The sequence below is a fragment of the Sebaldella termitidis ATCC 33386 genome, from assembly GCF_000024405.1.
In the GTDB taxonomy this organism is placed as follows: Bacteria; Fusobacteriota; Fusobacteriia; order Fusobacteriales; family Leptotrichiaceae; genus Sebaldella; species Sebaldella termitidis.
On sequence record NC_013517.1, the window covers coordinates 2,621,680 to 2,648,678 of the forward strand.

Annotated in this window: 22 protein-coding genes; 1 reads left to right on the forward strand and 21 read right to left on the reverse strand. The window is 34.3% G+C overall.

Features of this window, described 5'->3' with window-relative positions; translation table 11 throughout:
• Positions 1-266: 266 nt before the first annotated feature.
• The 4 genes from STERM_RS12035 to STERM_RS12050 all read right to left on the reverse strand — a co-directional run bounded on the left by STERM_RS12035 (position 267) and on the right by STERM_RS12050 (position 3,739).
• The gene (locus STERM_RS12035; protein ID WP_012861894.1) at positions 267-899 is read right to left on the reverse strand and encodes a DKNYY domain-containing protein; all 633 of its coding nucleotides are present in this window, start codon (positions 897-899) and stop codon (positions 267-269) included.
• Between the two features lie 204 nt (positions 900-1,103).
• Positions 1,104-2,189: a peptide chain release factor N(5)-glutamine methyltransferase gene (gene prmC, locus STERM_RS12040; protein ID WP_012861895.1), complete on the reverse strand. Its 1,086-nt coding sequence runs from the start codon at positions 2,187-2,189 to the stop codon at positions 1,104-1,106.
• Complete coding sequence (gene prfA, locus STERM_RS12045) at positions 2,182-3,261, reverse strand: peptide chain release factor 1 (protein WP_012861896.1); 1,080 nt, start codon at positions 3,259-3,261, stop codon at positions 2,182-2,184. The genes prmC and prfA overlap by 8 nt, the downstream gene beginning before the upstream one ends.
• 112 nt (positions 3,262-3,373) lie before the next feature.
• On the reverse strand, positions 3,374-3,739 hold the full coding sequence (locus STERM_RS12050; protein WP_012861897.1) for a hypothetical protein: 366 nt from the start codon (positions 3,737-3,739) through the stop codon (positions 3,374-3,376).
• 280 nt (positions 3,740-4,019) lie between these two features.
• On the opposite strand from STERM_RS12050, the gene STERM_RS12055 reads away from it, so the two are divergent.
• Complete coding sequence (locus STERM_RS12055; RefSeq protein WP_012861898.1) at positions 4,020-5,108, forward strand: hypothetical protein; 1,089 nt, start codon at positions 4,020-4,022, stop codon at positions 5,106-5,108.
• 62 nt (positions 5,109-5,170) lie between these two features.
• Here the strand turns inward: STERM_RS12055 and STERM_RS12060 are convergent, their stop codons facing one another.
• From STERM_RS12060 to STERM_RS12140, 17 genes are all read right to left on the reverse strand, one after another.
• Positions 5,171-5,950, reverse strand: a complete 780-nt coding sequence (locus STERM_RS12060; RefSeq protein ID WP_012861899.1) for a basic amino acid ABC transporter substrate-binding protein — start codon at positions 5,948-5,950, stop codon at positions 5,171-5,173.
• 35 nt (positions 5,951-5,985) lie between these two features.
• A complete protein-coding gene (locus STERM_RS12065; protein WP_012861900.1) occupies positions 5,986-6,714 on the reverse strand; it encodes an amino acid ABC transporter ATP-binding protein in 729 nt (242 codons plus the stop codon).
• Positions 6,711-7,430, reverse strand: a complete 720-nt coding sequence (locus STERM_RS12070) for an amino acid ABC transporter permease (protein WP_012861901.1) — start codon at positions 7,428-7,430, stop codon at positions 6,711-6,713. The genes STERM_RS12065 and STERM_RS12070 overlap by 4 nt, the downstream gene beginning before the upstream one ends.
• 362 nt (positions 7,431-7,792) lie before the next feature.
• Entirely contained in the window at positions 7,793-8,536 is a 744-nt protein-coding gene (locus STERM_RS12075; protein ID WP_012861902.1) for an alpha/beta hydrolase, read from the reverse strand.
• A gap of 27 nt (positions 8,537-8,563) precedes the next feature.
• On the reverse strand, positions 8,564-9,421 hold the full coding sequence (locus STERM_RS12080) for a DUF1385 domain-containing protein (RefSeq protein WP_049769026.1): 858 nt from the start codon (positions 9,419-9,421) through the stop codon (positions 8,564-8,566).
• Positions 9,422-9,483: 62 nt separating this feature from the next.
• Complete coding sequence (gene disA, locus STERM_RS12085) at positions 9,484-10,539, reverse strand: DNA integrity scanning diadenylate cyclase DisA (RefSeq protein WP_012861904.1); 1,056 nt, start codon at positions 10,537-10,539, stop codon at positions 9,484-9,486.
• Positions 10,539-11,891 (reverse strand): DNA repair protein RadA, encoded by a 1,353-nt coding sequence (radA, locus tag STERM_RS12090; RefSeq protein WP_012861905.1) that lies wholly within the window; start codon positions 11,889-11,891, stop codon positions 10,539-10,541. The genes disA and radA overlap by 1 nt, the downstream gene beginning before the upstream one ends.
• Positions 11,892-11,894: 3 nt before the next feature.
• Positions 11,895-12,395, reverse strand: coding sequence for a pantetheine-phosphate adenylyltransferase (gene coaD, locus STERM_RS12095; protein WP_012861906.1), 501 nt, complete (start codon positions 12,393-12,395; stop codon positions 11,895-11,897).
• A gap of 69 nt (positions 12,396-12,464) precedes the next feature.
• Positions 12,465-13,160, reverse strand: coding sequence for a ribonuclease III (gene rnc, locus STERM_RS12100; RefSeq protein ID WP_012861907.1), 696 nt, complete (start codon positions 13,158-13,160; stop codon positions 12,465-12,467).
• 155 nt (positions 13,161-13,315) lie between these two features.
• A complete protein-coding gene (gene fabF / locus STERM_RS12105) occupies positions 13,316-14,551 on the reverse strand; it encodes a beta-ketoacyl-ACP synthase II (RefSeq protein WP_012861908.1) in 1,236 nt (411 codons plus the stop codon).
• Positions 14,552-14,801: 250 nt separating this feature from the next.
• Entirely contained in the window at positions 14,802-15,023 is a 222-nt protein-coding gene (locus STERM_RS12110; RefSeq protein WP_012861909.1) for an acyl carrier protein, read from the reverse strand.
• Between the two features lie 219 nt (positions 15,024-15,242).
• A complete protein-coding gene (locus tag STERM_RS12115) occupies positions 15,243-15,998 on the reverse strand; it encodes a DUF2087 domain-containing protein (RefSeq protein ID WP_012861910.1) in 756 nt (251 codons plus the stop codon).
• A gap of 318 nt (positions 15,999-16,316) precedes the next feature.
• Positions 16,317-17,222, reverse strand: coding sequence for an ACP S-malonyltransferase (gene fabD / locus STERM_RS12120; RefSeq protein WP_012861911.1), 906 nt, complete (start codon positions 17,220-17,222; stop codon positions 16,317-16,319).
• The gene (locus STERM_RS12125) at positions 17,210-17,632 is read right to left on the reverse strand and encodes a LiaF transmembrane domain-containing protein (protein WP_012861912.1); all 423 of its coding nucleotides are present in this window, start codon (positions 17,630-17,632) and stop codon (positions 17,210-17,212) included. Before STERM_RS12125 ends, fabD begins: the two co-directional genes overlap by 13 nt.
• A 128-nt stretch (positions 17,633-17,760) precedes the next feature.
• Positions 17,761-18,741 carry a beta-ketoacyl-ACP synthase III gene (locus STERM_RS12130; RefSeq protein WP_012861913.1) on the reverse strand — a complete coding sequence of 327 codons (981 nt, stop codon included), beginning with the start codon at positions 18,739-18,741 and terminating at the stop codon, positions 17,761-17,763.
• A 226-nt stretch (positions 18,742-18,967) separates the two neighbouring features.
• Positions 18,968-19,153: a 50S ribosomal protein L32 gene (rpmF, locus tag STERM_RS12135; RefSeq protein WP_012861914.1), complete on the reverse strand. Its 186-nt coding sequence runs from the start codon at positions 19,151-19,153 to the stop codon at positions 18,968-18,970.
• Positions 19,154-19,664: 511 nt separating this feature from the next.
• The gene (locus STERM_RS12140) at positions 19,665-26,978 is read right to left on the reverse strand and encodes an autotransporter domain-containing protein (protein WP_012861915.1); all 7,314 of its coding nucleotides are present in this window, start codon (positions 26,976-26,978) and stop codon (positions 19,665-19,667) included.
• Positions 26,979-26,999: the final 21 nt, after the last annotated feature.

The window sequence follows — 26,999 nt, forward strand, 5'->3', positions numbered from 1 at the left end:
TCCCATAAAATTTATTTTGCTGCTTAGACAAGAGTTTAATAGATACGGGCTGAAAAAATGCAGGAATAACCTCGGGGATAGATAATGTAAAGCATTGGCAAGTTCTGCTCCAAGGATATATTAATAAGAATCATAGACAATCTAATAATATATAAAGTATTATAAATCAGTCTTAATAAGCTTTATAAAGTAAAAATGCACCATCATTTGTCAGTTCAGCGACTTTTGAGGTGCATTTTTAAAAAAATTTCTATATCTGATAAAATCTATCTGTAAAATAAATACCAGCTTGGATCTACCAGCTCAAAATCAGCAGGATTCCCATCCTGAATAATTTTTCCTGTATAATATACGTGATTTTTATCTTTTGCATAATCTATATCCAGTATTTTAAAAGTAGCTGGATCTGCACTTTCTATTTTATTCCCGTGATAATAAACATTATTTTTATCCCTTGCATAACTAAATCTCAATACTTTGAATGATGCTATATCAGCTCCGTTCAAAATATCTCTCAAATAATATACATTGTTCTTATCTTTGGTATAATAATAGTCCAATATTTTAAATGTTGCCGGATCTACATTCGCTAAAGCTGTTCTGTAATAGTAAACTTTGTCCTTATCTTTGGTATAGCTGTAATCCAGTATTCTGAAAGTCAGCGGATCTACCCCGGGAAGCTTGTCACCTTCATAATAAACATTATTTTTATCTTTTGCATAAAAATAATCTAAATTCTTAAATGTCGGAGTATCTGCCTCGGTCATTTCATCCCTGTATTTAAGACGCTGGTAATAAACTTTTCCATTATTTATAATATATCTCGTGATAGCATATGATTTTACCGGAAAGCATAAAACAACAGCAAATAAGCCAAAAATCATAAACAATTTTTTCATCTGTACCTCCTAAACTATATTTCTACTCTGTTTATACATTATATCATAAAAATGACTGATTAGTCTGTTTTTATTCTTTAATAAAAAAATAAACTTTATGACTTATAAGTCATAACTTACTGTCAAACAGAAAAAATCTGTAATTTTATCTAATTAAAATATGATTATTTTTTTTTAATATTATCCTTTACCATTTGAAAATTATCATTCTTCCTTGAGAAAAATTCCTGTAATTCCACGGTTTATTCCGTTCAAATCTTTAAATATTTCTATATTTTTATATCCGGTTTCTTTCATTATACTTTCTATGATTTCCGCCTGATTATACCCACATTCAAATATGAGCCTTCCGCCGTTTTTCAGATAATCTGAGGCATTTTTGCTTATTTCATAGTAAAAAAACAATCCTTCATTTTCAGCGGTCAAAGCTTCTTCCGGTTCATGCATTCTTACATCATCACTGAGTGTTTCATATTCTGACTTTGGAATATACGGAGGATTGGAAATTATCATATCAAAGCTGTGATAATTTACTTCCTGAAATAAATTTGACTTCAAAAACTTTACATTATCAGCTTTTAGCAGTCCTTTGTTTTTATTTGCAATTTCCAGAGCATTATCTGATATATCTATTCCCAGAATTTTGGAATCCGGTTTTTCTTTCGCAATGGTTATGGAAATTACTCCGCTGCCGGCACCTATGTCCAGAATATTAGGAGCTGCAGTGTCTTTTAATTCCTGTAATGCTCTTTCCACCACTATTTCAGTTTCATTTCTCGGAATTAATACGCCTTTATTAATATAAAAAGGTCTCCCGTAAAATTCCTCTTCATTCAGAAGATATTGCAGCGGTATTTTATCTTTTGCCCTTAGCTTCAGCAGATTCCTTATTTTATTTTTTTTCTCTTCTTCAGGCTGCATAGTATACTTTGTAAAAAGCATCATTCTGTCAATAGAAAGTACATGGGAAAAAATAAGCTCTACAGTCAGTCTTGCTTCTTCTATCTGATGATTTTCGAGATATTTTATGCTCTGATCCATTAGTGTTTTCATGCTTATATCCTCATTTTTTTCTGAAGTTCCTTCTGAGCTTATTTTATTTTTCAGTAAAGTCCTTATTTCAGACATTTCATCATCAGTCAGAATTCTGTCAAAATATGCATAAAGCATAATCCTATCCAGATTTAAGACCTGTGATAGGATTAGCTCAGTTTCTATTCTTGGATTTTCTGCTTTATTGTCTTCAAGATATTTTTTGGATTTCTCCAATATATCAATTAACTTATTCATTCTCACCGACTGCCTTCAAAAGTTCCGCCTGTGCATATGCTGTTAATGCATCTATCAGCTCAACCAGATCCCCGTCCAGAACCTGATCTAATTTATGTAATGTAAGCTTGATTCTGTGATCTGTTACTCTTCCCTGCGGAAAATTATATGTTCTTATTTTCTCTGATCTGTCACCTGAGCCTACCTGTAATCTTCTTTCGCTTTCTACAGTTTTTCTTTGTTCTTCCACTTCCATTTCATAAATCTTTGAAGCTAATACCTTCATTGCTCTTTCTCTGTTTTTCAGCTGTGATCTTTCATCCTGTGAAGTTACCACTATACCAGTGGGAATATGAGTAATTCTTACTGCTGAATCAGTGGTATTTACGTGCTGACCTCCGGCTCCGCTTGCTCTGTATGTATCTACTTTCAAATCACCGGGATTTATTTCTACCTGACTTACATCATCAATTTCCGGAAGTACGGCCACAGTAATAGTCGATGTATGTATTCTTCCTGAAGATTCTGTGTCAGGAACTCTCTGTACTCTGTGAACGCCGCTCTCATACTTTAGCTTGGAATATGCTCCTTTTCCCTTTATCAGGAATACTATCTCCTTTAGTCCGCCCACTCCTATATCATTTCTGTCTATTACTTCCACTTTCCATTTATTTCTTTCTGCATATCGTGAAAACATTCTAAAGACATCGTAAGCAAATAATGCTGCCTCATCTCCTCCTGCTCCGGCTCTTATTTCCATAATTACGTTTTTCTCATCATTAGGATCCTGAGGTAACAGAAGTATTTTCAATTCCTCTTCTATATTAGGTATCTCTTCTTCCACATTTTTTATTTCTTCCAGAATCATTTCCTTCATTTCGTTGTCTTTTTCATTTTTCAGATCTTCTTTTAATGAAGCCAGTTCTTCTTTTTTATCCTTATAGTATTTATACTTTTCCACCACATCATTTATACTGTTTAGTGCTTTGTTATATTCCATTATTTTTTTAGGATCGCTTGTTACCACAGGATCCATTAATAACTGCGTAAGTTCCTCGTGTTTTTTTACTACATCATCTAATTTCTGAAACATTACCTGCTCCTTCATTTTCATTATTTTTAACCTAAAAATTATATCATAAATCAGGCATTTTTACAAATAAACAATTAGCTTGCTGCCGTGTGTTACACTAACTGCAAAATATTTATTTTATCTCTCTGAAATATTCTCTTGCTGATTTCTTCACATACAGCAAAACTGTAAATAATAACGGTATAAATGAAGACTGAAGTCCGCAGACGATACCTGCCACTATTATATTTCCCGCAAGAGTTGTAATGGTTCCTATAAGATACAGTATTCTGCTGTATTTATTTCCTCTTATCAATAATACAGAGGCTGTAATCATGATTATCATGGAAATTAAAATTAATGCATAAACCATATAACCCCCGTTTATTTCCCCGGTATTTTCTTCGCTGAAGCCGCCGACCAGACCTATAAATATACTCATTCCCAGCTGTAAAAGCGTTATTGCTCCTACTATCTTTGTTATTACAGGTTTCTCCATTTTTATCTCCTTTATATATATTTGCTTAAAAAATTTATTTTATTATAATTTAAACAGTGCAGTGTCCAGTTTATAGCTAATAAAACTGACAATACTTAATTAGTTTATTATATCATAAATTTTCAATTTCTTTATTATAAAAATATTACTGCTTTATTTCACTTGACTTTCCTGATATAATAAATTTAAAAATATCAGATATTTATTGATGATACTATGTTTTATTTCTATTGATTCTATATTTGACTTTTATCATATTTAAGAAAGGAAAAATTAATTTATGGGATATTCAATATCTTATACTGCATCAGGAGATAAGATAAATTTTATTGATCTAAAGGAAAAAATCACCGATAAAGAGCTTGATGAAATCATACAGATGGGCGTTTTTGACAGAATCCAGACTAATGACATACCTTCCCGTGAGACACTTATAGCTCTGAATGATAATTATTTTTCCAGATTTCCAGAAACTGGCTTTCGCTTGTATAGCTACAGTAAAAAAAGTCTGGATTTATCCTTCCTGAAATATTTGTCAAACCTTGAAAAGCTTAGTATTGATTATACAGAAAATACAGATAATATTTCCTCGTTAAGCTATCTGAAAAATTTAAAAAGTCTGCGCCTAAATATTTATTTACTGGATAATTTTAGTTTTATAACAGAGCTTTCTGACAAGCTGGAGCAGTTTTCGCTGGAAACAAAGAAAAATTCTTTTGATATTTCCTTATTAAACAGATTTAAACAATTAAAAATTTTATATCTTTCCGGCTGTAAAAAAAATATTGAGTCTGTCGAAAATCTTCCTTTGCTTGAAAGCCTCCTGCTAAAAGGCATCACGCTCAAAAGCGCGGCATTCCTGAATAATATCAAAGCTCTGAAATCCTTGAAAATTCATTGGGGTAATACCGAAAATTTTTCAGACTTATATGGCAATACAAGTATCAACGCACTGCAAATATTCAGGATTACTAAATTTACAGATATAAAACTGCTTGCTAATCTGCCAAATCTCATTGCTGCAGAGCTTTCCTGCCTGAGACATATTGATCATATACCTGATCTTTCGGCACATGGTAACTTAAAGCATATTTTATTTGACGACATGAAATCTCTTAATGATCTTTCCCAGCTTGAATATGTAAAAAATCTGGAAAGCGTTTCTTTTTCCTGCTGTCCGTCTAAGTTTGAACCGGAAGATATTCTGCCGGTCTTGAGAAATAAATCAATAAAACAATGCAGCTTCTATACACGCAGTGCTAAAAAAAATAAACTGATCAGCGAATATATCAAGGAATATAAAAAATCTGACAGCAGTAATTTTATGACTGTAAGAAATTTTCTTTATTCTAATTGTAAAGAGTTCTAAAAACTTTTATAAATTATAAAAAGCCCTAAAAAATTTTTAGGGCTCTTCTTATCTAAAAAAAACTATTTCAAATTATATTTTTTTAGTAATTCGTCATATTTTCCGTTTTCTTTTAATTTTATTATAGTTTCATTTACCTGCTTAATTAATTCAGGATTTTTCCCTTTATCAAAAGCTATAGCTGTTCCGCCGTTATCTGTCATATCTTTTGTAGCAAAAATCTCCAATTCAGGATTTTCACTTACATAAGCACTTGCTACTACGTCTTCAAGAACAAGGGCATCAAGATTCTTATTTTTTAATTCAAGGATTAATGATGTAATAGCCTCGTTAACAACTGTTTTTTCACTTATTTTCTTAGCTTCCTGTTCCTGAATAGTCCCCAGCTGTGCTCCGAGTCTTTTATCTTTCATGTCATCAATGCTGTTTAATGATGTATCACCTTTTAATCTCACATATGCAAATTTTGAGATATAATATTCATCACTAAAATCCACAGCTGCTTTTCTTTCCTCAGTAACGCTCATACCTGCTATTATTGCATCTATCTCGTTATTTTTTAATGCAGGAATAAGTCCGTCAAATGCCATTGTTTTCCATTCGATTTTATAACCAAGCTCTTCACCGATCATATTCATAAGGTCTATATCAAAACCTTCTGTCTTCCCGCCTTCACCTACATATTCAAACGGCTTAAATTCCGGATTAGTACCTACACGCAGTACCTTTTCCTGTCCTTCTGCCGGTTTTTCTCCGCCGTCTGCAGCAGCCGTCTCATTCTTTGAACCGCAGCTTAATACAAATAAAAGCATAAGACTTAATAAAAATAATGTTTTTTTCATTTGTTTCTCCTCTCAAAATTTTATATTATATTTTTTTAATGATTTAATACTTTGTTCAAAAATTCTTTTGTTCTTTCATGCCCTGGATTTGTAAATATTTTTTCTGGATCCTCGTCTTCTACGATTCTTCCTTCATCCATAAATATTACTCTTTTTGCCACATTTCTGGCAAATCCCATCTCATGTGTTACCAAAAGCATTGTCATTCCTTCATGAGCAAGTTTTTTTATTACATCCAGAACCTCTCCTATCATCTCGGGATCCAGTGCAGATGTCGGCTCATCAAATAATATTACTTCCGGATTCATAGCAAGTGCCCTTGCTATTGCCACCCTTTGTTTCTGTCCTCCTGACAGCGTATTTGGATAAACATCCTTTTTCTCCTCAAGCCCTACTTTTCTTAGAAGATCAATTGCCGTTTTCTCAGCTTCAGCTTTTGACATTTTTTTCAGTTTTACAGGTGCCATAGTAAGATTCTGCAATACCGTTTTATGAGGAAAAAGATTAAAATGCTGAAAAACCATTCCTACTTTCTGTCTTATTTTATTTACATTTGTTTTTGAAGAAAGTATATTTTCTCCTTCAATCAGTATTTCACCCTTACTTGGTGTTTCCAGGAGATTTATGCATCTTAGAAGAGTAGATTTCCCGCTTCCGCTGGGACCTATAATGGCCACTACCTCTCCTTTATTTATTGTTTTATTTATATCCTTCAATACTTCCAGATTTCCAAAATTTTTATACAAACCTTTTACTTCTATCATTTTTTCAACTTCCTTTCCAGAGTCCCTGCAAAAATTGAAAATAATTTTACACATATGTAATATATTATTCCTGCGAGAATATACGGTTCAGGTTTATAATATTTACTCTGCAGAGCCTTACTTGCAAAAGTCAGATCATACATATTTATAAGTACCAGTCCTACCACTGATGTTTCCTTAAATAAAGCTATAAATTCGTTTATTAATGCCGGAAGTATATTCCTTACTGCCTGCGGGATTATTATCTCAAACATCGACATGGAATAAGGCATGCCCAAAGCTCTTGCAGCTTCCATCTGTCCCTTGTCCAGACTCTCTATTCCTGATCTGATTATCTCCGAAACATATGCCGAGCTGTTTATACCAAAACCTATTACTGCAATCAAAAATTTTGACTGAACAACTCCGCTCAAAATAAAATAAGCAAATATCAAAAGCTGGATTGTTACTGGTATTCCACGCAGTATATCCACATATTCTTCTATAATCGTATCAACAACAGGATTATTCAGATACCTCAAAAATGCAAGCAGAGTTCCCAGTACTACTCCGAGAAGTACCCCGCAAAAAGTTATCTGTACAGTTACCCATAATCCCTGAAGCAAAAAGATGCAGTCGCTTTTTTTCAGGAAGCTCAAATCAATTGTTCTAAATATCAATACTAATAATATTATAAATATCAGCATTTTTATCAAAATTCTGGTTTTACCAGTCATGTGCTACCCTCTCCTATATATAATTTTATAAAAAAAGACTGATTTAACCAGTCTCAATGAGTAAACTAAACTTAGTTTACAATATGCTCATAGGAATTTTCCCGAAAAAAAATACCTAATCTTGGATACTGGCAAAAGCCTTTTACTTTTATTCCATAAATATAACATATTGTTATCTATCTTGTCAATAAATAAGTCGAATGATATATATTTTGAATATTTCCAGAATTTTTCTATATGTATTATCCGAAAATCTGTCAATTACTGTAATTCTGCAAAAATAACGACTTATTTTTATACAAAAAAATACTTTTTCAGTATGGAATATTTTCCGTGAAAAAGTACTTTCAGTATTTATATTATTAATTTTTCAGATAATTTTCTATTTCATTAAATGTTCTTTCATCTTTAAGTATTGATGTATGAGATGCTTTGTCTACGACTTTGTAAGCACATGAATCCAGCTTTGAACCGTCAAGCGGTACCATTCCGTCATCCTTTCCCGGTATTATGACAGAATACAGCGGATTATTTGATTTATTTCCAATCAATACATAGCATGAATAATCAGGATTCCCCAGTTTATTCACAAAACTGTCTTCTTTTATACTGAACTGAAGAACTGCCTCTCCCAGCGGATCTTTCAGCATCTTTGATATAAAATGATCTGCAAGTGCACTTCCATGACTCGGCGGCGAAATAAATACCACTTTCCCGAGATTATCCATATTATTATTTTTCAAATAATATCTTAATATTCCACTTCCCATGGAGTGTACCACGAAATGAACCTTTTTATCATTATCCAGCCCGTCTATAACAGGTTTTATATATTTTTCCGATATCATTTCCACACTGTCACTGTTTGTCGGGTATTGTATACTTATTATGTTATAATTTTTATTTCCAAGCATTTCTGCTATCGGCTTCATATCCTTTTCTGTTCCGTATATTCCGTGAAACAGTACTATATACTCCATATTTTCTGTTTCATCATATTTGTTTATCTTATAATCATGATGCAAAGCAGTCTTTAAGACCGCACATCCCGTAAACGTTAATATAATCCCTGCTAAAAGACATAAATACAAACTTCTCTTCTTCATATGTTCTCCTCAATACTGCGGACGGATTTAATTTTCCACTTCCACAGCATTAGTTACTTCCTGGCCTAAAGCTACCTTCAAAGCCACAAGTGCTACCTCAAGCTGACTTTCATCAGGTTCTTTTGTAGTAATTTTCTGCAGAAGAAGCCCGGGTCCTGCTATCATTTTTCCGATTATATTATTCAGATGATAGCTTGTCCATCTTTGAATCTCAAATGAAATTCCGGCTACTACCGGCACAAAAGGGATTCTTGTAAATATTTTATAAACAATCAGAAGAAATTTATTATCCGGTACAGGAAATATAAAATCTACAATTGAAAATACAAGTATACTTATAAACATAACTAAAAGCAGAAAACTTGTACCGCATCTGGGATGAAATCTTGTGCATGTCTTAGCATTTTCCACTTCCAGAGCTTTCTCCATTTCATAATTATAGATTGATTTATGCTCGGCTCCGTGATATTCAAAAACTCTTCTTACATCCTTAAAGAATGAAATTCCCCAGATATATCCGAGAAACATTATCAGTCTTATCGCAGCCTCTATAATATTAGCCATTAATTTGTTATCTTTAAATACAAGTCCGCCTACAAGTGACGGAATAACCATAAATACTCCTATTCCTATAATAAGAGACATAGAAACTGTTCCCATTACCTCTTTGTCACTTAGCTGCTCTTCTTCTTCCCCAGCCTGATTTGAAGCAAAAATAAGTTCTTTTGTCCCTATAACCATTGCGTCAAATAATGCCAGAACACCTCTTATAAAAGGCATTTTAAACCATTTATTCTTTTTTTCGTCAAGTGTTTTTTTTCTGTATACTATTGTTCCGTCTTTTCTTCTTACAGCGGTTGCTATTGCTTTAGGCCCTCTCATCATAACTCCTTCTATTACTGCCTGCCCGCCGACTACTACTTTATTATCCACTTTTTCCTCCTAAACTATCTTTCCATTATTAGTGTATTTCTCAGTCTCTTTAGTCCTCTTACAATGGAACTTGCCTTGAATTTGCTTATTCCTTTTATTTTTGCTATATCTTCCGATGTTGCATCCAGAATCTCCGGCAAATCATTAAAAGCCTTTATTAATAATTCTATATCTTTTTTAGTTATTCTCTTAATTTCACTTAGTATTCTGTACCCTCTTGGTGTTATTCTCTTGTCAAAATTGCTGTATGCCTTTCCGAATCCCATTATATGGGCAATTTTCCCAAGTTCCAGCAATTCTTCCTTATTTAGCTTTCTGATATCGCTGAATATTTTATCCACAGTCTCTTCACTGTTATTATAATCTCTTATAAGATCATAAAGATCTTCCTTGATCCCCTGCATAAGCTCCTCATACTGGAGTACTATCAGACGTCCTTCACTTCCAAGCTCCAGTATATACTCATCCAGCTCGTCGGTTATTCTATATAAAAGACCGTATTTTTTTATTCCCTCCACCACTTCGTTAACAGTAACCATATTGTCAAATTCAAGTATTGTAAGATTAGTTAAATGATGGTGTATTGCTGTCGCATATTTTTCAAGAGCCATCAATGCCTGACTTGTTTTTGCCAGTATATCCTTCATATCCAGAATCTCATACCTAAAGCTTCCCTTATATATAGTTATTTTATTTCTTCTTTCAGATACCGCCAGCACAAGATTACCCGTCTGCTTTGCTACTCTGTCCGCTGTTCTGTGTCTTGTTCCGCTTTCATCTGTATGTATGGTAGCCTTTGGCTGAAGCTGAATATTGGCATACGAAATTTTTCTCAGGTTTTCGGATACCATTAATGCTCCGTCCATTTTAGAAAGTTCATATAATTTTTGGGGAGTAAAATCTACATTTAAATTAAATCCTCCGTCTATCATATATTTCAGACTTTCTTCGTCTCCTATTACTATCAGCGCTCCCAATCCTGCTTCCTGTATTCTGCCTAAAGCGTCTCTTAATAATGTCCCAGGTGCGACTAAGGAAAATATTCCGGTCAATATTTCTTTTCTTGTCATTATTTTTTCACCCTTTCTATCAACTCCTCAATATTCTTCAGGTAAATAAGTTTTATCTTAAAATCTTCTGATTCTAAATCTTTTTTATTTGCCGTAGGAAGATAGACACCTTTAAAGCCCAGTCTTTCCAGCTCTTTTATTCTGTTTTTTATAAATGCAACCCTTCTTATCTCACCTCTCAGCCCTAATTCGCCCACAGCTGCTATTTTCTGGCTTACGGCAAGGGCATTTATAGAAGAAATCAGCGAAAAAATCACTGCCAGATCAGAGCTTCTGTCTTTTAGGGTAAGTCCTCCGGGAATATTTATAAAAATATCCTTTGAACTCAGATCCAGTTTCAGAAACTTACTCAAAACAGCACCTAATATTTCCACTCTGTTTTTATCATAGCCTTCGATTATTCTCCGCGGAAGACCGAATGTAGTATTGGTAAGCAGTGACTGTACTTCAAATAAAAATACCCTGCTTCCTTCCAATATAGGTGTTATTATACTCCCGACATTTTTTTCTTCTCTTTCTCCTATAAAAAATTCCGACGGATTTGTTATCTCGCTTATCCCGTCCTCTTTCATGTCAAAGATCGATATTTCATTCGTAGAGCCGAATCTGTTCTTTAGAGTTCTTATAATTCTGTAAAAGCTGTTTTCCTCGCCTTCTATCTGAATAACCGCATCTACCATATGCTCCAGCATCTTAGGTCCGGCTACCTTTCCGTCTTTAGTTATATGTCCTACTATAAAAAAAGATATCTCCCTGCTCTTGGCCATCTCTATTATCTTCAGTGTTGTTTCTCTGATTTGTGTCATACTTCCCGGTATTGAATTTACATTCTCTGAATATAGTGTCTGAATAGAGTCTATCACAACTATCTTAGGATTATCTTTTAAAATTATTGATTCTATCTTTTCCAGATTTGTTTCATTGGCGAGATACAGGCTCTTACTCTTTACCCCGAGTCTGTCCGCGCGTTGTTTTATCTGTCTTAGTGATTCTTCACCGGATATATAAAAGACATTTCCGGTTTTGGAATATTCATCAATTAATTGCAGCAAAAAAGTGGACTTCCCTATTCCGGGATTTCCGCTTATAAGTACTACTTCTCCTTTAACCAGACCGCCGCCCAAAACTCTGTCGAACTCGCTGAATTTCGTTACCATACGAAATTCCTTTCCCAGTTCTATTTCTTCGAGCTTCACTATCTCCACATCTTCCGCCGAGATCTTTGAAAGTGTTTTCTTTATATCCACTTCTTCTTCAAAAGTACCCCATGACTCACAATTAGGACACTTTCCCAGCCATTTTTTACTTGTATATCCACATTCGGAACAAATATATCCTGATTTTGACGCCATATCCTATCCTTTTCTAATTCTTTCGGCTCTCTCCTCTATATCCTTTATTATATTTTCAGGTAAGAATCTATCCAGTTTTCCGTTATTCAGAGCTACCTCTTTTACCAGACTGGAACTCAAATAGAGATATTCTCTCGGTGCCGTAAAAAATAAAGTTTCAAATGGTTGCTTTGCCAATATAGTATTTGTCAGAGTAAACTGCAGTTCATATTCGTAATCAGAAACTGCTCTTAATCCTCTTACCAGTATATTGGCATTCTGTTCTGCCATAAAATCTACTGTCAGCCCCTTAAAACTCAATACCTCGGCTTCTATATTTTCGGCTTTTAATATTCTTTTTACCAATTCTATTCTTTCTTCTATTGTAAACCAATTTTTTTTAGACGAATTAATCAAGATTCCTATTTTTAATTCATCAAACAATCCGGCACTTCTCTTTATTATGTCTGTATGACCTTTTGTAATCGGATCAAAACTCCCAGGGTATACTGCTATCTTTTTCATGGAAATCTCCTTATTTGGTTTTATGCCCTTAACTCTATATCTGAACATACACACAGATAAAGGTATAAATTATTTTTTAAATAAAAAATAAGCTTCTCTCGCGGCATTTTTTTCTGCTTCTTTTTTGCTTGTTCCTGTTCCTATGCCCACTATTTCTTCTTTTAATTTTACTGCTATTTCAAATTTTTTATTATGATCCGGCCCTTTTTCCGATAGAATTTCGTAATTGGGTATAATGTGAAATTTACTTTGGAAAAGCTCCTGCAGGAGTGTTTTATAATCTTTCAGTTCTTCAAGATCATCTATATTGTCTATTTTATCTTTCAGATATTTGAGTGCTATTCTTTTAGCCTCATCAAATCCCGAATCCATAAATATAGCACCTATCAATGCTTCAAAAGCATCTCCGAGTATAGATTTTCTGTCACGTCCTCCGGTTATTTCCTCACCGTTGCTTAAAAAAAGATATTCTCCCAGGGCTATTTCCTTTGAAACGGCAGAAAATATCGGCTCACTGATTATTCTGCTCTTTAGCTTGGCAAGATCACCTTCATTATCATCCTTTTCTTTTGTATATATATATTCCGTCGATATCAGATCCAGTACTGCATCTCCCAGAAATTCAAGCCTTTCATTATTTATATTTTCTATTTCACCATGCTCGTTTGCATAAGAACGATGGATTAATGCTTCTTTCAAAAGCTTAATATCATCAAATTCATATCCGATTTTCTCCATCAGCTCTCTTAATTTTGAATCATCCATTTTATTACACCTCCTGTGTTGTTTATTAATAAAAAAACAGTTTTATCAGAGAACCTTATATGTTAAACCCGGATATCTTCCGCCAGATCTAAAAAGTGACCTCACACCGGAAATAAAATATTTCGGTTCTCTAAAAAACTTACTTCTATTGCTCTTTATTTTTCATATTTTTTAAATGCTACTACTGCATTATGTCCGCCAAATCCAAGCGTATTTGACAGTCCGTATCTTATCTCTTTCTTTTCTGATTTATTCGGTACATAATATAAATCACAGTCAGGATCCGGATTATCATAATTCACTGTGGGAGGCATTACTCCTTCATGAATTGCAAGTGCTAAAAATCCGGCTTCTACTCCGCCTGCTCCGCCTAAAAGATGACCAACGGCTCCTTTTGTAGAACTTACTGCAAGCTCTTTAGCATGATCTCCAAATACTGTTTTTATAGCACGAGTTTCTATTTTATCATTCAGCGGTGTTGATGTCCCGTGTGCATTTATATAGTCTACTTCATTTGGGTTGATATTCCCCTGCTCCATAGCCATCTGCATTGCACGTGCTGCTCCGTTTCCGCTTTCCTCAGGTGCTGTCATATGATATGCATCACCTGTTTCTCCATAGCCTACGATCTCTGCATATATTTTAGCACCTCTTTTTAATGCATGCTCAAGCTCTTCTACTATTAGTATACCGGCTCCTTCTCCCATAACAAAACCATCTCTGTCAGCAGAAAACGGTCTTGAAGCCTTTTTAGGATCTGGATTATTTGATAATGCTTTTATACTGGCAAATCCTCCGATTCCACTTCTTGTTATTGTAGCTTCCGACCCTCCGGCAATTATAGCATCTGCTTTACCGAGTAAAATTGTCTGGAAAGCGTCTCCTATAGAATGTGTTCCAGATGCACATGCTGTTACTATTGCCTTATTAGGTCCTTTTGCTCCTGTATATATTGATACATTTCCTGACGCCATATTTGTAATAACTGCCGGAATATAGAAAGGAGAGATTCTTTTCGGTCCTTTTTCTATCATTTTTCCGATTTCAGTTTCTATAACTTCAAGAGCTCCAATACCGGAACCTATAATAACACCAACTCTTGTTGCGTTTGACTCGTTTATATCCAGTTTTGCATCATCAAGTGCCATTTTAGAAGCTGCAATTGCGAATTGAGAAAATCTTCCCAATTTTTTTAATTCCTTTTTCTGTATGTAATCTTCCGGATTGAAATCACGCACTTCTCCTGCTATATGAACAGACTGATCACTAGTGTCAAAAGATTCTATTGTGTTAATTCCGCAGTCACCGTCCAACAAAGATTTCCATGTTTTTTCCGTACCAGTTCCCAAAGCTGTTATTAGCCCAACTCCGGTAATAACTACTCTTCTCATTTTTCACCTCACCAAAAATTATATTTCACTATATTTTACTTTATTTTGGGTTTTTTTTCAAATAAAATAATCTTTTTATAATATCATTATTCTAAAAATAACCTGCAGCCACTATGTTTATTAAACTCTTGTAAATTTAAAATACATAACGGCATATTTTTCACCAACAAATTCCATTTTTAAAAAATACCAAATGTACAATTATTAAAAAAAGGGGTTTATTCTTCCCCTCTACTTTTAGATAACTATATTATTTTGCTTCAATATAATCAATTACATCTTTTACAGTTTTAATTTTTTGTGCATCTTCATCAGGAATTTCCACGTCAAATGCTTCTTCAAAAGCCATAATCAATTCTACTGTATCTAATGAATCCGCACCTAAATCATCTATAAAAGATGCATCCTCTGTTACTTGGCTTTCATCAACACCTAATTGTTCTGCAACTATTGTTTTTATTTTATCTAACATACAATCCACCTCCATGATAGCATTATAGCAAAGTCATTTTAATAAATCAAGAGATATTTTATCCGGATAATATATAAAAAATATATGGTGTTACAGGATAAAACTGCCTTCATCCGCATATTTCCAAATCTTATTCCGAAATTATAATTTCCTGACACATAAAGTGACTTTTTTGGTACATTAAAATTTGTACTGAAAGATTATATCATTTCTACATATTTATTTCAACCAATATTCGCTTCCATCTTTTTTTCTGTCAAGAAAACCGTATTCTATAAGATATCTTCTTAATGTTACATAGTCATCAAAAAAGTTTTTTATCACACTGTTTATTTCTTTTTCAGAATATTTTTTTCCTGATTCTATACTTTTGGAAATTTCTCTTATTACCACCACTTTTTGTTTTTCTCTTCCGGGAAATCTTTTTAGCTTTACTGCTTTTCCGTCCTCGAATTCAAAGAATTTTTCCAGCATCTTTTGATTTTCCGACAGTGTAATATTGTATCTGTCATCTATAAATCTTGCCGTCTTGTGCAGTTCAATAAATTCGGCGGCATTTTTATCTCTTTCTCTCAAGAGCTCCATTACCGATAAGAATACCTTTGCCTGTCTTTCTTTTTCCTTTAACATAAATCTATGGTTTCTTATAGTTGACATGCTTCCTGTTTCTGTTTCTTCCTGTACTTCTTTATCACTTTTTCCCTGATAAAATAATTTTAAAAGTTTTTTTTGCTGTTCAGATATCCCGGTCAACTTTTTATTTAAATTGATAAGATAATCAAAAACTGAAACATGAGTCTCTGATATATGAGACTTCATCTCTTTTTCAGCATCCAGAAGTGTATTTTCTCTTTTATATATTACTCCTTTTTCAGTATTCATTCCGCAGAGAAGACATTCAAAGTGTTCACCGCTGTCAATATATCCTTTTTTTATATCTTTTATATCCGAATTCCAGAAAACTTCTTCCTTCATTTCTTCACCTTCTTTCTAATTATAGATATAATATCATTTTATCTATAATATGTCAAACTTTTTCATTATTTATCTATTTTTTATTTTATGGAATATATTTAAAAGTATATATTCCACTTTATTTTTACAAATAATTTCCTTGGATTTTTATAGATAAAAATAAAAATCCTCTATATAATATACTCTTACTTTTGATTCTAATCATCGTAATTTTTTTTAAATAAAACCATATATTTAAATTTATTCTATATCATATTTAAAAAAATTATAAAAAAAACTGCATAAAACAATATTGTGCTTTATGCAGTTACCTATTTATTATAAATTTTCCAAATCTTCCAGTTTTGAAATATTAATTACTTCTATATTGCCGTTTATTTTTTTGATCATCCCTTTTAATACACTTCCCGGTCCGATCTCGTATATTTTATCTACTCCGTTTTCAGCAAGTTTATTTATTGTATCCACCCATTTTACAGGTCCGAAAGTTTGATTAAATAATTCATTCTGTATATTTTCTGTATTGTCAAGCTCAGCTGCTGTTGTATTGGCAATAAGAGGACACTTAGGAGTATTCCACTCAAATTTCGAAAATTCAGCTTTTATTTTTTCTGCTAAAGGTTTCATTAGAGAACTGTGAAATGGTCCTGATACAGCAAGAAGAATTGCTCTTCTGGCACCTTTCTGCTTAAAGGTCTCCAGATTTGCCTCTATTATGCTCTTATCCCCAGCTACTACTGTTTGTTTAGGATCATTATAATTCACTGCTTCTATAACTCCGTCTATTTCACTGCAGATTTTTTCTACTTCAGCAGCTTCCAGCCCCAAAATAGCAGCCATAGTTCCTTCTATTCCCGAAACGGACATTATTTCCCCTCTTTTAGAGATCAGCTTCATTATATCAATTTCATTAAGAATTCCGTTTCCATACAATGCTGTATACTCACCCAAACTGTGACCTGCCACATAATCAGGAGTTATTCCTTTTTCTTTAATCAGCTTTGTAAGAATCACAGATAACAATGCTATTGCCGGCTGGGCATTTCTGGTATTTTTCAATTCTTCCTCAGGTCCGTTAAACATGACTTCTTTCAAATCTTTATTATCAATTGAATCAAAAATATTATCCATGCTTTTTTTTATCTCTGCATTTTCATAAAGATCCAGTCCCATTCCTACTTGCTGCGAACCCTGACCCGGATATACAAATGCTATTTTTCCCATGTTTCCTCCTTGGTATTGTCAATGTCCTCGATATCTTCCGCATCATTGTTTACTTTAGCGCTTTTTATATTGATATTCACATTTTCATTTGCTTTTTCGTTCCTGTTTTTTCTGTCTATTATTCCGGAAACTGTAATAGCAGTTCCTATTATGAGTAATCCAGCAGTAATTCCTATATTAGTAAATCCTTCAAAAAATTCTTTTATATAAAGATATACTCCTACGCCTGTTATTATCCAACCAGATGTTTTCTTTTTGGCTATACCTACAAACATCCCAACCAAAATAAGTATTATCTGATAATTAAGTATATACTTAACTGTCTCTCCGTTTATCATACCAAACGCTTGTAATCCATACAGTATTCCTAATAGTATCAAACCTATTCCAAAAAAAATTTTCTTTCCCATACATTCCTCCTAAAAATTCATGCTGAATATTATTTCATATTATTCATATGTCTAAACATCAGTCAGATTTTTATGATAAAATTTCCTACCATAATATGAATTAACTAATTTTCCAAATCTGCAAAATATTACTTAGACCATTCTAAGATACACGAACCGTAAGTCAGTCCGCCTCCAAATCCTACAAGAAGAAGTCTGTCACCTTTTTTGATTTTCCCTTCATTTCTTGCTTCATCAATAGCAATTGGTATTGTAGCCGCTGAAGTATTACCGTATTTATCCAGATTAACATAGAATTTTTCCATAGGCTGCTTAAATCTTTTTGCTATAGATTCTATAATTCTTATATTTGCCTGATGTGGTATAAATAAATCTATATCTTCTATTTTCAAACCGGCTTTTTCCAAAGAAACTGCTGTAGTTTCAGGAAAAGCTCTTACTGCGAATTTAAAAATTTCTCTTCCGTTCATTTTTACAAATTGATCTCTGCTGGTAAGTACTTCTTCTCTAAAAGGCTTTCTCGAACCGCTTGAAGGAACTATCAGTTCCTGTGCCCCTGCTCCGTCAGCCTGAAGATCTCCGCCAAGATACCCGCCTGTTTCCACTTCACCGAGTACTGCTGCTCCTGCCCCGTCTCCGAATAAGATGCAAGTACCTCTGTCTTCCCAGTCCAATATTCTTGAAAAAACATCTGCTCCAATTACAAGTACTTTTTTATAAATTCCGGCTTTGATAAAGCTGTATCCTGTAGTTAACGCATATACGAATCCGGTACATGCCGCTTCCATATCAAAGGCGGCAGCTTTTCTTATCCCTATTTTATCCTGAACTATTGCAGCTGTAGAAGGCATTGAGTAATCAGGTGTCGTAGTAGCTACTATTACAAGCTCTATTTCATCCTTATCAATTCCTGCATCTTCTATTGCTTTTAATGCTGCCTTATATGACAGATCAGAAGTCGCTTCGTCGTCTGCGGCTATTCTTCTCTCTCTTATTCCGGTTCTTGAAGTAATCCATTCATCTGTAGTATCTACGATAGATTCCATCTCTTTATTTGTCAGTATTCTTTCGGGCAGATAAGACCCTATTCCTAATATACCTATTTTCAATATTATCACCTACTAATTTTTTTTTATGCACAACATTGGTTATTGATTATACAGATCCAAGTGCTCCAATATTGTTATACACTTTTCAAAATCAAACAAAATACCGGCTCCTGCTTCATGTGTTCTTTAAATAATTAAAAAATAAAGCATAACACTTGTTTTTTATTATACATTCATATATTTAAAAAAGCAAGATTAATATCTTGCCTCGTGTATTTTCAATATTTTACTCAGTATCATCTTGGATTTCAATTACTTGTTTACCTTTGTATACACCAGTCTCAAGATTAACTCTGTGAGGTCTTCTAACTGTTCCGTCAGCCTCTATTATAATATTAGGTGTAGAAATCGCATCATGTGATCTTCTCATATTTCTTTTAGCTTTAGAAGTTCTCTTCTTAGGTACTGCCATTCTTAATCTTCTCCTTCCTATAAAACATATATATAAATCAACATCTTTTAAATATTTTTATATAATTCACAAGACATTATAATAAAAAAACATAGCTTTGTCAAGGAATATAAAAATATTTTAGATATATTATTTTTTATTTGTATTCATGTAACTGCCCGATGTCGATCTAGTGCTTTGTCTTATTTAATATTTTAAAAATGAAAATAAGTCTGAGGTACAAGTGTTCTGACATTAAAAGCTCCTAGTTATATAAACACAACTCGGACAAAACACCTGATATGCATTTCATAAAAATTTATCATTTACCATCTATTATACTATATTTTTTTATTTATTTCCATGTTTATTTTATATTTTTATTATCTTAAGCATTAAAAAACTATTTTATCAGCAGCTCTGTTTATATAAAAAACATACCTTTCTGGGATTTCACAGATAAAAATATTTTTTTCTCAAAAAGGAACTGCTGTACATAATAATACAACAGTCCCTGTTTTTATTCTATTTACTAAAACACTGCTTTCAGATTAATACCCGCTCTGTAGTCATCTTTTCCTACATCTCCTGTTTTATATTCCCCAGTTAGGAATATCCCGTATCTGTCTTCTATTTCTACTCCCAGAGTTGCTTTTGTTTTGAAAGCTCCTTTTTCATCTTCCGGTTTTGCCAGTCTGTGATAATTATCTTCTACTGCTGTAAGTCTTGCATATTCTCTTTCATTAAAGTCAGCAAGTTCATATTCATATGATAAATCAAGTGCTCCTTTCAGCTTCCAGCTTTCTCTGCTGTTCAAAGGATACTCCCCTTTCAGCTCTACTCCGGCTTTTGGTTTTACACTCCATGCATCATTACCGTCTACTTCCAGTGCTTCAAGACCTTTCTCACTAAATGTCGGTCTTATACCGTACATTACCTTTACTCCTCCATAAGGCATTATACTTGCTCTTTTTCCCAGCTCCAGCTCTTTCCCCAGTATATTGTTGCTTGTCAGGCTGTAGCTTTCATATTTTGCCGTCATTTCAGATCTTCCCGAATGTGTCCAGTCTATATTTCTTTCCATGTTATGGAAGCTTACTCTTCCTGTAAGATCATTTCTTAATACCCAGTTATTCGTACTGTATTTATTATGTAATCCCAGCTGTAAAGTATCTACCTTTTCCTCACTGTCATTACTGTCTGAAAATTCAAATCCTGTGTGAAGATATCCTGCTGAATATCCGAATGTATGTTTGTAAGTTCTTTCCACTTCTCTTAACAGCTGTACTCCTGTCGATGTATAATCAAATCCCTGAACTCCTTCAGTTTCTTCTTTTAATTTCCCTTTTCCGGCTATTATATTTACTTTTACATTTTCTTTAGTATTATTTTTGGAATTCTGAAGTATTCCCAGCGAGTCTTCAAATATGTCTGCTATTGTTTCTTCTCTCTGATTCATATTAGAATATACATCTCCGGCAAGACTTGACATAGTCTTTCTGAAATCCATTTCTGTTTCTATAAGATCTATTTTATCAAATATACGTCCCATGTTTCCTTTTGAACCTACATATTTTGTGTCAAGTGCAAGTCCGAAATCCTGATACCATAATCCGCTTGTAAAGTTATCATATGGTATTTTCTGCATCCATATATCTACACTTCCTCTTTCATTTAGCACAGGAGTTGCAGACCATGTCAGCGATTTACTTCTGACTTTTACCAGTCCAGAATCCGGTCCTCCGCCTGTTGTCATCGGATTAAATACATCTTTGAATTTGTAAACTTCTGCATGTGTTCCCTCTGCAAATCCTCCCAGAATTCCTATAGGTTCTGTTGTATTAAACGACGGTGCATTGAACTGTACTGCATCTGATACAAATGCTGCTCCCAGATCCTCAGATACTGTAGCTTCTGATATAGTATCCGGATTTACCTTTATTGATATATCTATTCCCTTTAACTCAAAGTTTTCAGATACATTTATAACTCCGGCATTTATAATACTTGGTACGGGATAACTTGTTTCCCCGTATGAAACCATGATTGAACCGCTCGCTCCGGCTCCGATATTTATCGTTCCCTGATTGAGAATCTGCGAACCGCCCTTCATTATGATTCCTTCACTGTCATTCCCGTTTATGTTAATAGTTCCTGTATTATTTAATGTTGATAATATATTCATATAAATTGCTGTTGAATCATTACCATTCATTGTTATAGTTCCTGTATTATTGATTTCTGCTTTTTTATTTGCATAAATTCCTATTGAATTATTACCTGAAAGTTCTATATCTCCTGAATTCTGAAGAACTCCGTTTTCCACAAAAATACCGATAGCCCCCTCAGAGCTTGATGTTATTTTTCCTGAATTTACAGTCGGTAATCCAGATTCTTTGTTATCTTTACTGTAAATTCCCACTCCGTAGTATCCGAGTTCTATATCTCCCGTATTTGTAATACCTGTTCTGTCTCCGTATATTCCTATTGCATAGCTGTTTTTTGAAGAGTCCTCAAAATCTCTGATTACAGAATCTCCCACACGTATTTTTCCTGTGTTATTTATGATCCCGTTTTCATTATAAATACCTACATTTGCTGTTCCGGCTGTTCCAGTAATATCTCCTGTATTTTGTATATTTCCGCCGTTTACAGTATAGAATGCCACTCCGCTTGATCCGCCAAGTGTTACCGCTCCGTTATTCGTTATGCTTCCTGCTCCGTCTCCAAAGACAATAATGCTTCCGCCACCTGCTGTTACATCAGCATTATTCAAGAGTGCAGAACCTGATCTGAGTACATATCCGAAGCTGTTATTTCCTAGTACTGTTGTACCGTCATTTAATATATTTGTTCCATTTAGTGCATAAACACCCACTGATTGATCATTTGATATATTTAATGATGAACCGGCATTCAGATTCACTGTTCCGCCTGCTGCATATATACCTGTTCCGTTGTTTCCTATATTTACTGTATTATTCTGATTTAAAATTCCACCGTTTATATATATACCCACAGATGAGTTTCCTGCTGATACAGCTCCGTTATTTACTATTGTATCTGCTGAATTTTCACTGTAAATACCTACTCCGGGATTATTATTATCAGATGAATTTCCTATTATTACCGTTCCGTTATTTGTTATAGATGTTCCGCCGTTTGCCTTTGAATAAATTCCTATTGACTTATCCCCGTTCAATTCTATTCTTCCGTCATTTGCTATTACAAGCGGTGCCGAACCTTCACCATAGATTCCTACAGTTTCTCTTCCGTTTCCTGTAATTACACCATTTGACAGATTTTCAAGATTAGAGCTGTTTTGTCCGTAAATTCCTACAGAAAGACTTCCCATAGCTATACTTCCGTCATTTAAGGCGTATGATCCGCTGCCGTTAGTATGAAGACCCATAGAGCTGTCTCCCAAAGATATCGAACCAATATTTTTCAGTCTTGTTCCATTACTTCCGTAAAGACCTGCCGAGCTGTTTCCAAATGCCATTGTACCTCTGTTTTCAGCATCTATTCCTGCTGTAAATCCTCCGGGAAGAGTAGAATTATACTGTCCTTCAAGTACTGCTCCTATTGTATTATCCCCTGATGATACCAGTGTTGATCCTGTATCAAGCAGTACAGCAGAATCTTTCCCGTTTATAAGGCTTCCGTTTCCTGCCAGATTAGCAGTTCCGTTATAATGGAATGTACCATTCTTTACATTTCCTATTGTATATGTAGAACCTGCCGTTGATGCTATATTAAAGTTCTGGTTAAATGTCCCGTTTGATAATATATTAAATACTGCTATATTATTTCCCGAAATATTTATATTCCCCGAACCGCTGAAATTCGTATTTCCATCCAGATAAAATCCTAATATATTGTTCCCTGTCATATTTAACGTTAACCCGGAAAGGTTTACCGTACTATCCTTGGCGTATATTCCTACACTGTCTGAACCTACGCTTAATGTACCCGTTCCGTTAAGAATTCCGTTATTTACATAAATTCCTATTCCGCCTGATGAATTTTGAAGATTTATATCCGAACTGCCACTAAGAGTCACTGTATTATCTCCCTGCGTCCCGGTTCTGTTTGATGCATATATACCATAAACTTTCCCCGGACCTGAAGCAGTTATTTTTCCGTTATTTGTTATATTTATTTTATCGTCCCCATACCCGAGTCCTGCTGAAGTTGTTACTCCGTCAAGATAATTAACACCATAAATTCCGGCTGTATTATTACCGGCAATTAATATTTCCCCGTTATTTTCAGTCAGTGATCCGTTGGCTGAGTATATTCCTACTGATTCATTCCCTGTAGTTTTTATTACATTATTATTAATTATGTGACCATAATCAGCAGCCATCCCTACGGCTTTTTCCCCGCCGAAAGCTATTGTCCCGTTATTTGTAAGTGTTATTTCATTTCTTCCCAGACTTCCTCCGTAGTTTCTCTGAGCAATACCTATTTGTTTATCCAGATTTCCTGTCATTGTTTTACCGCTGTTTAATGTTACAGACAATAATGCAAACTGGGCTTTTTCATACAGATCATTACCGTCCATATTGATATCTCTGTCAAGTATTAGTGCACCTTTATTCATTGATATTGGTATATAATCACTGGCACTGTCTGTATTTATACTTACATTATTTGCAAGATCCATTACTGGTGTTACCATTCCGTCAAGTGTCGTAAGTGACAGTGTACTTCCTGTTCCTTCAAGCATATATAAAATAGATCCCGATTTCATTGTCAGTCCTAATCTTCCGCCTGATATCCCTGTAAATGAAGTATTCAGATAGTTTTCAAGATTTGTACCATATTTCAGATAAAAAGCTATTCCGCCTTCTTCTACTGTAGCTTTTACATTTCCTGTTACGCTGTATTTCCCTGATGCAATGCCGCCGTCATAGTTATAGAACAGCAGACCTTTATTTCCAGCTACCAGATTCACGCCCTCAGAAAGATTTATTGTTGAATTGGCACCTGCATACAGCCCTATTCCTCCGTTTTCAGCTCTTATTGTACCGCCGCTCAGATTAGTATCTGTATTATTTATCTCACTGTAAATTCCCACTGCTTCTGTTCCGCTTGCTGTTATACTTCCGCCTGTCATATTAAATATGTTTTCATTGTACACACCCAGATTTCCAGTTGAAACTTCTAATATCCCTGTATTGCTCACTTCTCCTGTACCACCGGTTCTCACTGCAATTCCTGTATTATTGGTTCCGTTTACTTTTATATTTCCGTTTTTATGATAAAAATATCCATATTCTTCTATCTGAACTCCAACCTGTTTATTTCCTGCGATATTCATTGACATGCCGTCAGTTGTCACCCTTGCACCTGTTGACCCCAGCAGCTCCGCTGTTTCAGTATATCCCGGACTCCAGATCGGATCCGGTTCAAATGTTACTGTTGTTAAATTAGAACCGCGTAAATATATCCCGGCATTTCCTTCACTCCCTGCCAGTAAATTTATTTCATGATTCGTCGTAGTATCCGAGGAACTTCCTAAAATAACATCTCCGTAATCTTCTACTCTTAGTCCTACTCCTCCTCTTGAATATTCACCTACATTAAGAAGATAGTCTGATAATATAAACTGAGGATTATCTACCATATATCCGCTTATATTTACATTATTTGCAGGATTATTCTGATCAGTTATATTTTTGGAATATTGTATTATATTTCCCTTCATATTAGTATATATTCCCGCAGCACTGTCTGTGTAAGCAGAATTTCCTCCAGTGATATTACCGCTGTTTTCAAGACCGTTTACTCCTGAAGAACTGGCTGCTGTCTGTCTTGGATCTTCTGTTCCTATATCTACCTTTATTTTGGAATTAGCAAAGTTAAGTTCTCTTTCTATATCTACCCCTATGCTCTGATCCCCAAGTACTGTTATAGGATTATAAAGCCTGATTTCTGTTCTTTGGAGACCATTGTACATTGATTTTGACTCATGCCATGTTCCATTTGAATAATAATATGCATACTCACTTTTACTCATCATCGGGGCATTATGCGTATACACTCCTATGTTATTATTCCCGTACAGCTTCATATCACCATTGTTCATCAATATATGTTTCCCCGGATTTTCATCTAAATAATGATTTCCATTACTATCATTTGATTCACTGTAATTATATGAATATGCATTATTTGTCATAAGAAACAGTACGCTTTCAGGTGCTCTCATTTCTATTAATCCTGTATTATCAAAGCCTTCCTGCTTTCTCATACTTCCGCCTTCTGTAAACATAAAGGCAACATGTTTTCCTATAAGATTATTGGTACTGCTTGCTTCATTCAGCCCTATTATTTCTCCCCTGTTCATAAATATACTGTTGGCATCCTGCCATCCGCTGTGTGCCTGAATATTTACTGCTACAACATTTGAACCTTTCAAATTCCATGAACTGTTATTTTCCACATACTGAAACCATCTGTTATCTGTAGTGTGCCCAAGTGTAGTATCCAGAAATTTGTTCCCCAGCTCTGTTTTTTCAGCAGCTGTAATCCAGTTCCTTTCCTCCAGCTCGTCAAGTGTATAATTTTTCCATTCTCCTGTAACAGGATCCTGCATACCGCTGTAATGTTCATCATAGTGAAGAATCTGTACCAGATATTCAGCATTTACTACATCTCCTTCAAGTGTTACTTTCAGATCATTTACATTTCCGCCTGCAGTTCCGTATCTTGTTATCGGATTATCTATTACTTTAAACAATCCCTGTACCTGATTTACATAACCCTGCGGATTATTATTAATAGAGTCTGTATAAATTCCTGTTGGAAGCAGTGCATCTTCATAGGTCCATGTTCCTGATACAGGATCATAAATTCCTCTTTGATTATATTCAAGACCGGCAGATGGTGCTCCTATTACATTGTCCAATGTATAGTCATAAAATCCCGGATTTGTAGTTGATCCAGTCATTGGCGGGTTAGTATTCGTTCTTACATTTATAGTTCCGCTTGTAATATCCATCTGTGATATTATTGAGTTTGATCCATTGTCATCTCCATAAGGGAAGAATCCAGTTGTCCCTCCGTTTCCTCCTCCTGTACCGTTCAATGTAAGTACAGGTATAGAATTAAAATTCAATGTTGTTATATGGGGAATGGTCGGATTAAACGATAATATTTCAATTTCCGGAACACTCAGTACATCAGGCTCTGCAAAAGCCTGTTGATTTAGATTGATCGAAGGAACGTTCACTCCAGAAATATTGATATCTGAGATATTCTTAGTAGGTCCGTTTATTTTCATGCTTATTCCCAGGTCTATTATCTTATTATCCTGTAAATTTTGAAACGGTTTAAAGTTTCCGTTTACTCCACTTCCGCCAAATATACCAGTAAGTACAGCCTTCTGTCCTTCTGTAAGATTATTATAGGCATCCACATTTCCGTTTAATATCATTTGCAGCGTATCATTGCTTATTCCGCTGTTAATAATAGAATTATATAAATTTTCTTCTATTGTATTTATTCCCATGCTTGTTTTCGGCATAGAATAATATTCTGCATTTTTTAGCGTGTTATCTCCTCTTTTTACATTACTGTATAAACCGCTGAAAAATACCTGCCATTCTAAATATTCTGGCTTTATTATGTAATCGCTTTGCGCGTATAAATCTTTTAGTTCTTTATTTCTTTGAACGAGTACTCGAGTCAATAAATTGTATGAACTTTCATTCGATTTTCCTTCTGTTAGATTCTTAACCATCTTATCATACATTTTGTCATACTTTGATTCTGCATTCACAAAGGGTGCAATTGCATTAAATGCTAAAAATAACAGTAGTTTGTCTTTGTTTTTCATCTTATTTTCTCCCTATTCCTT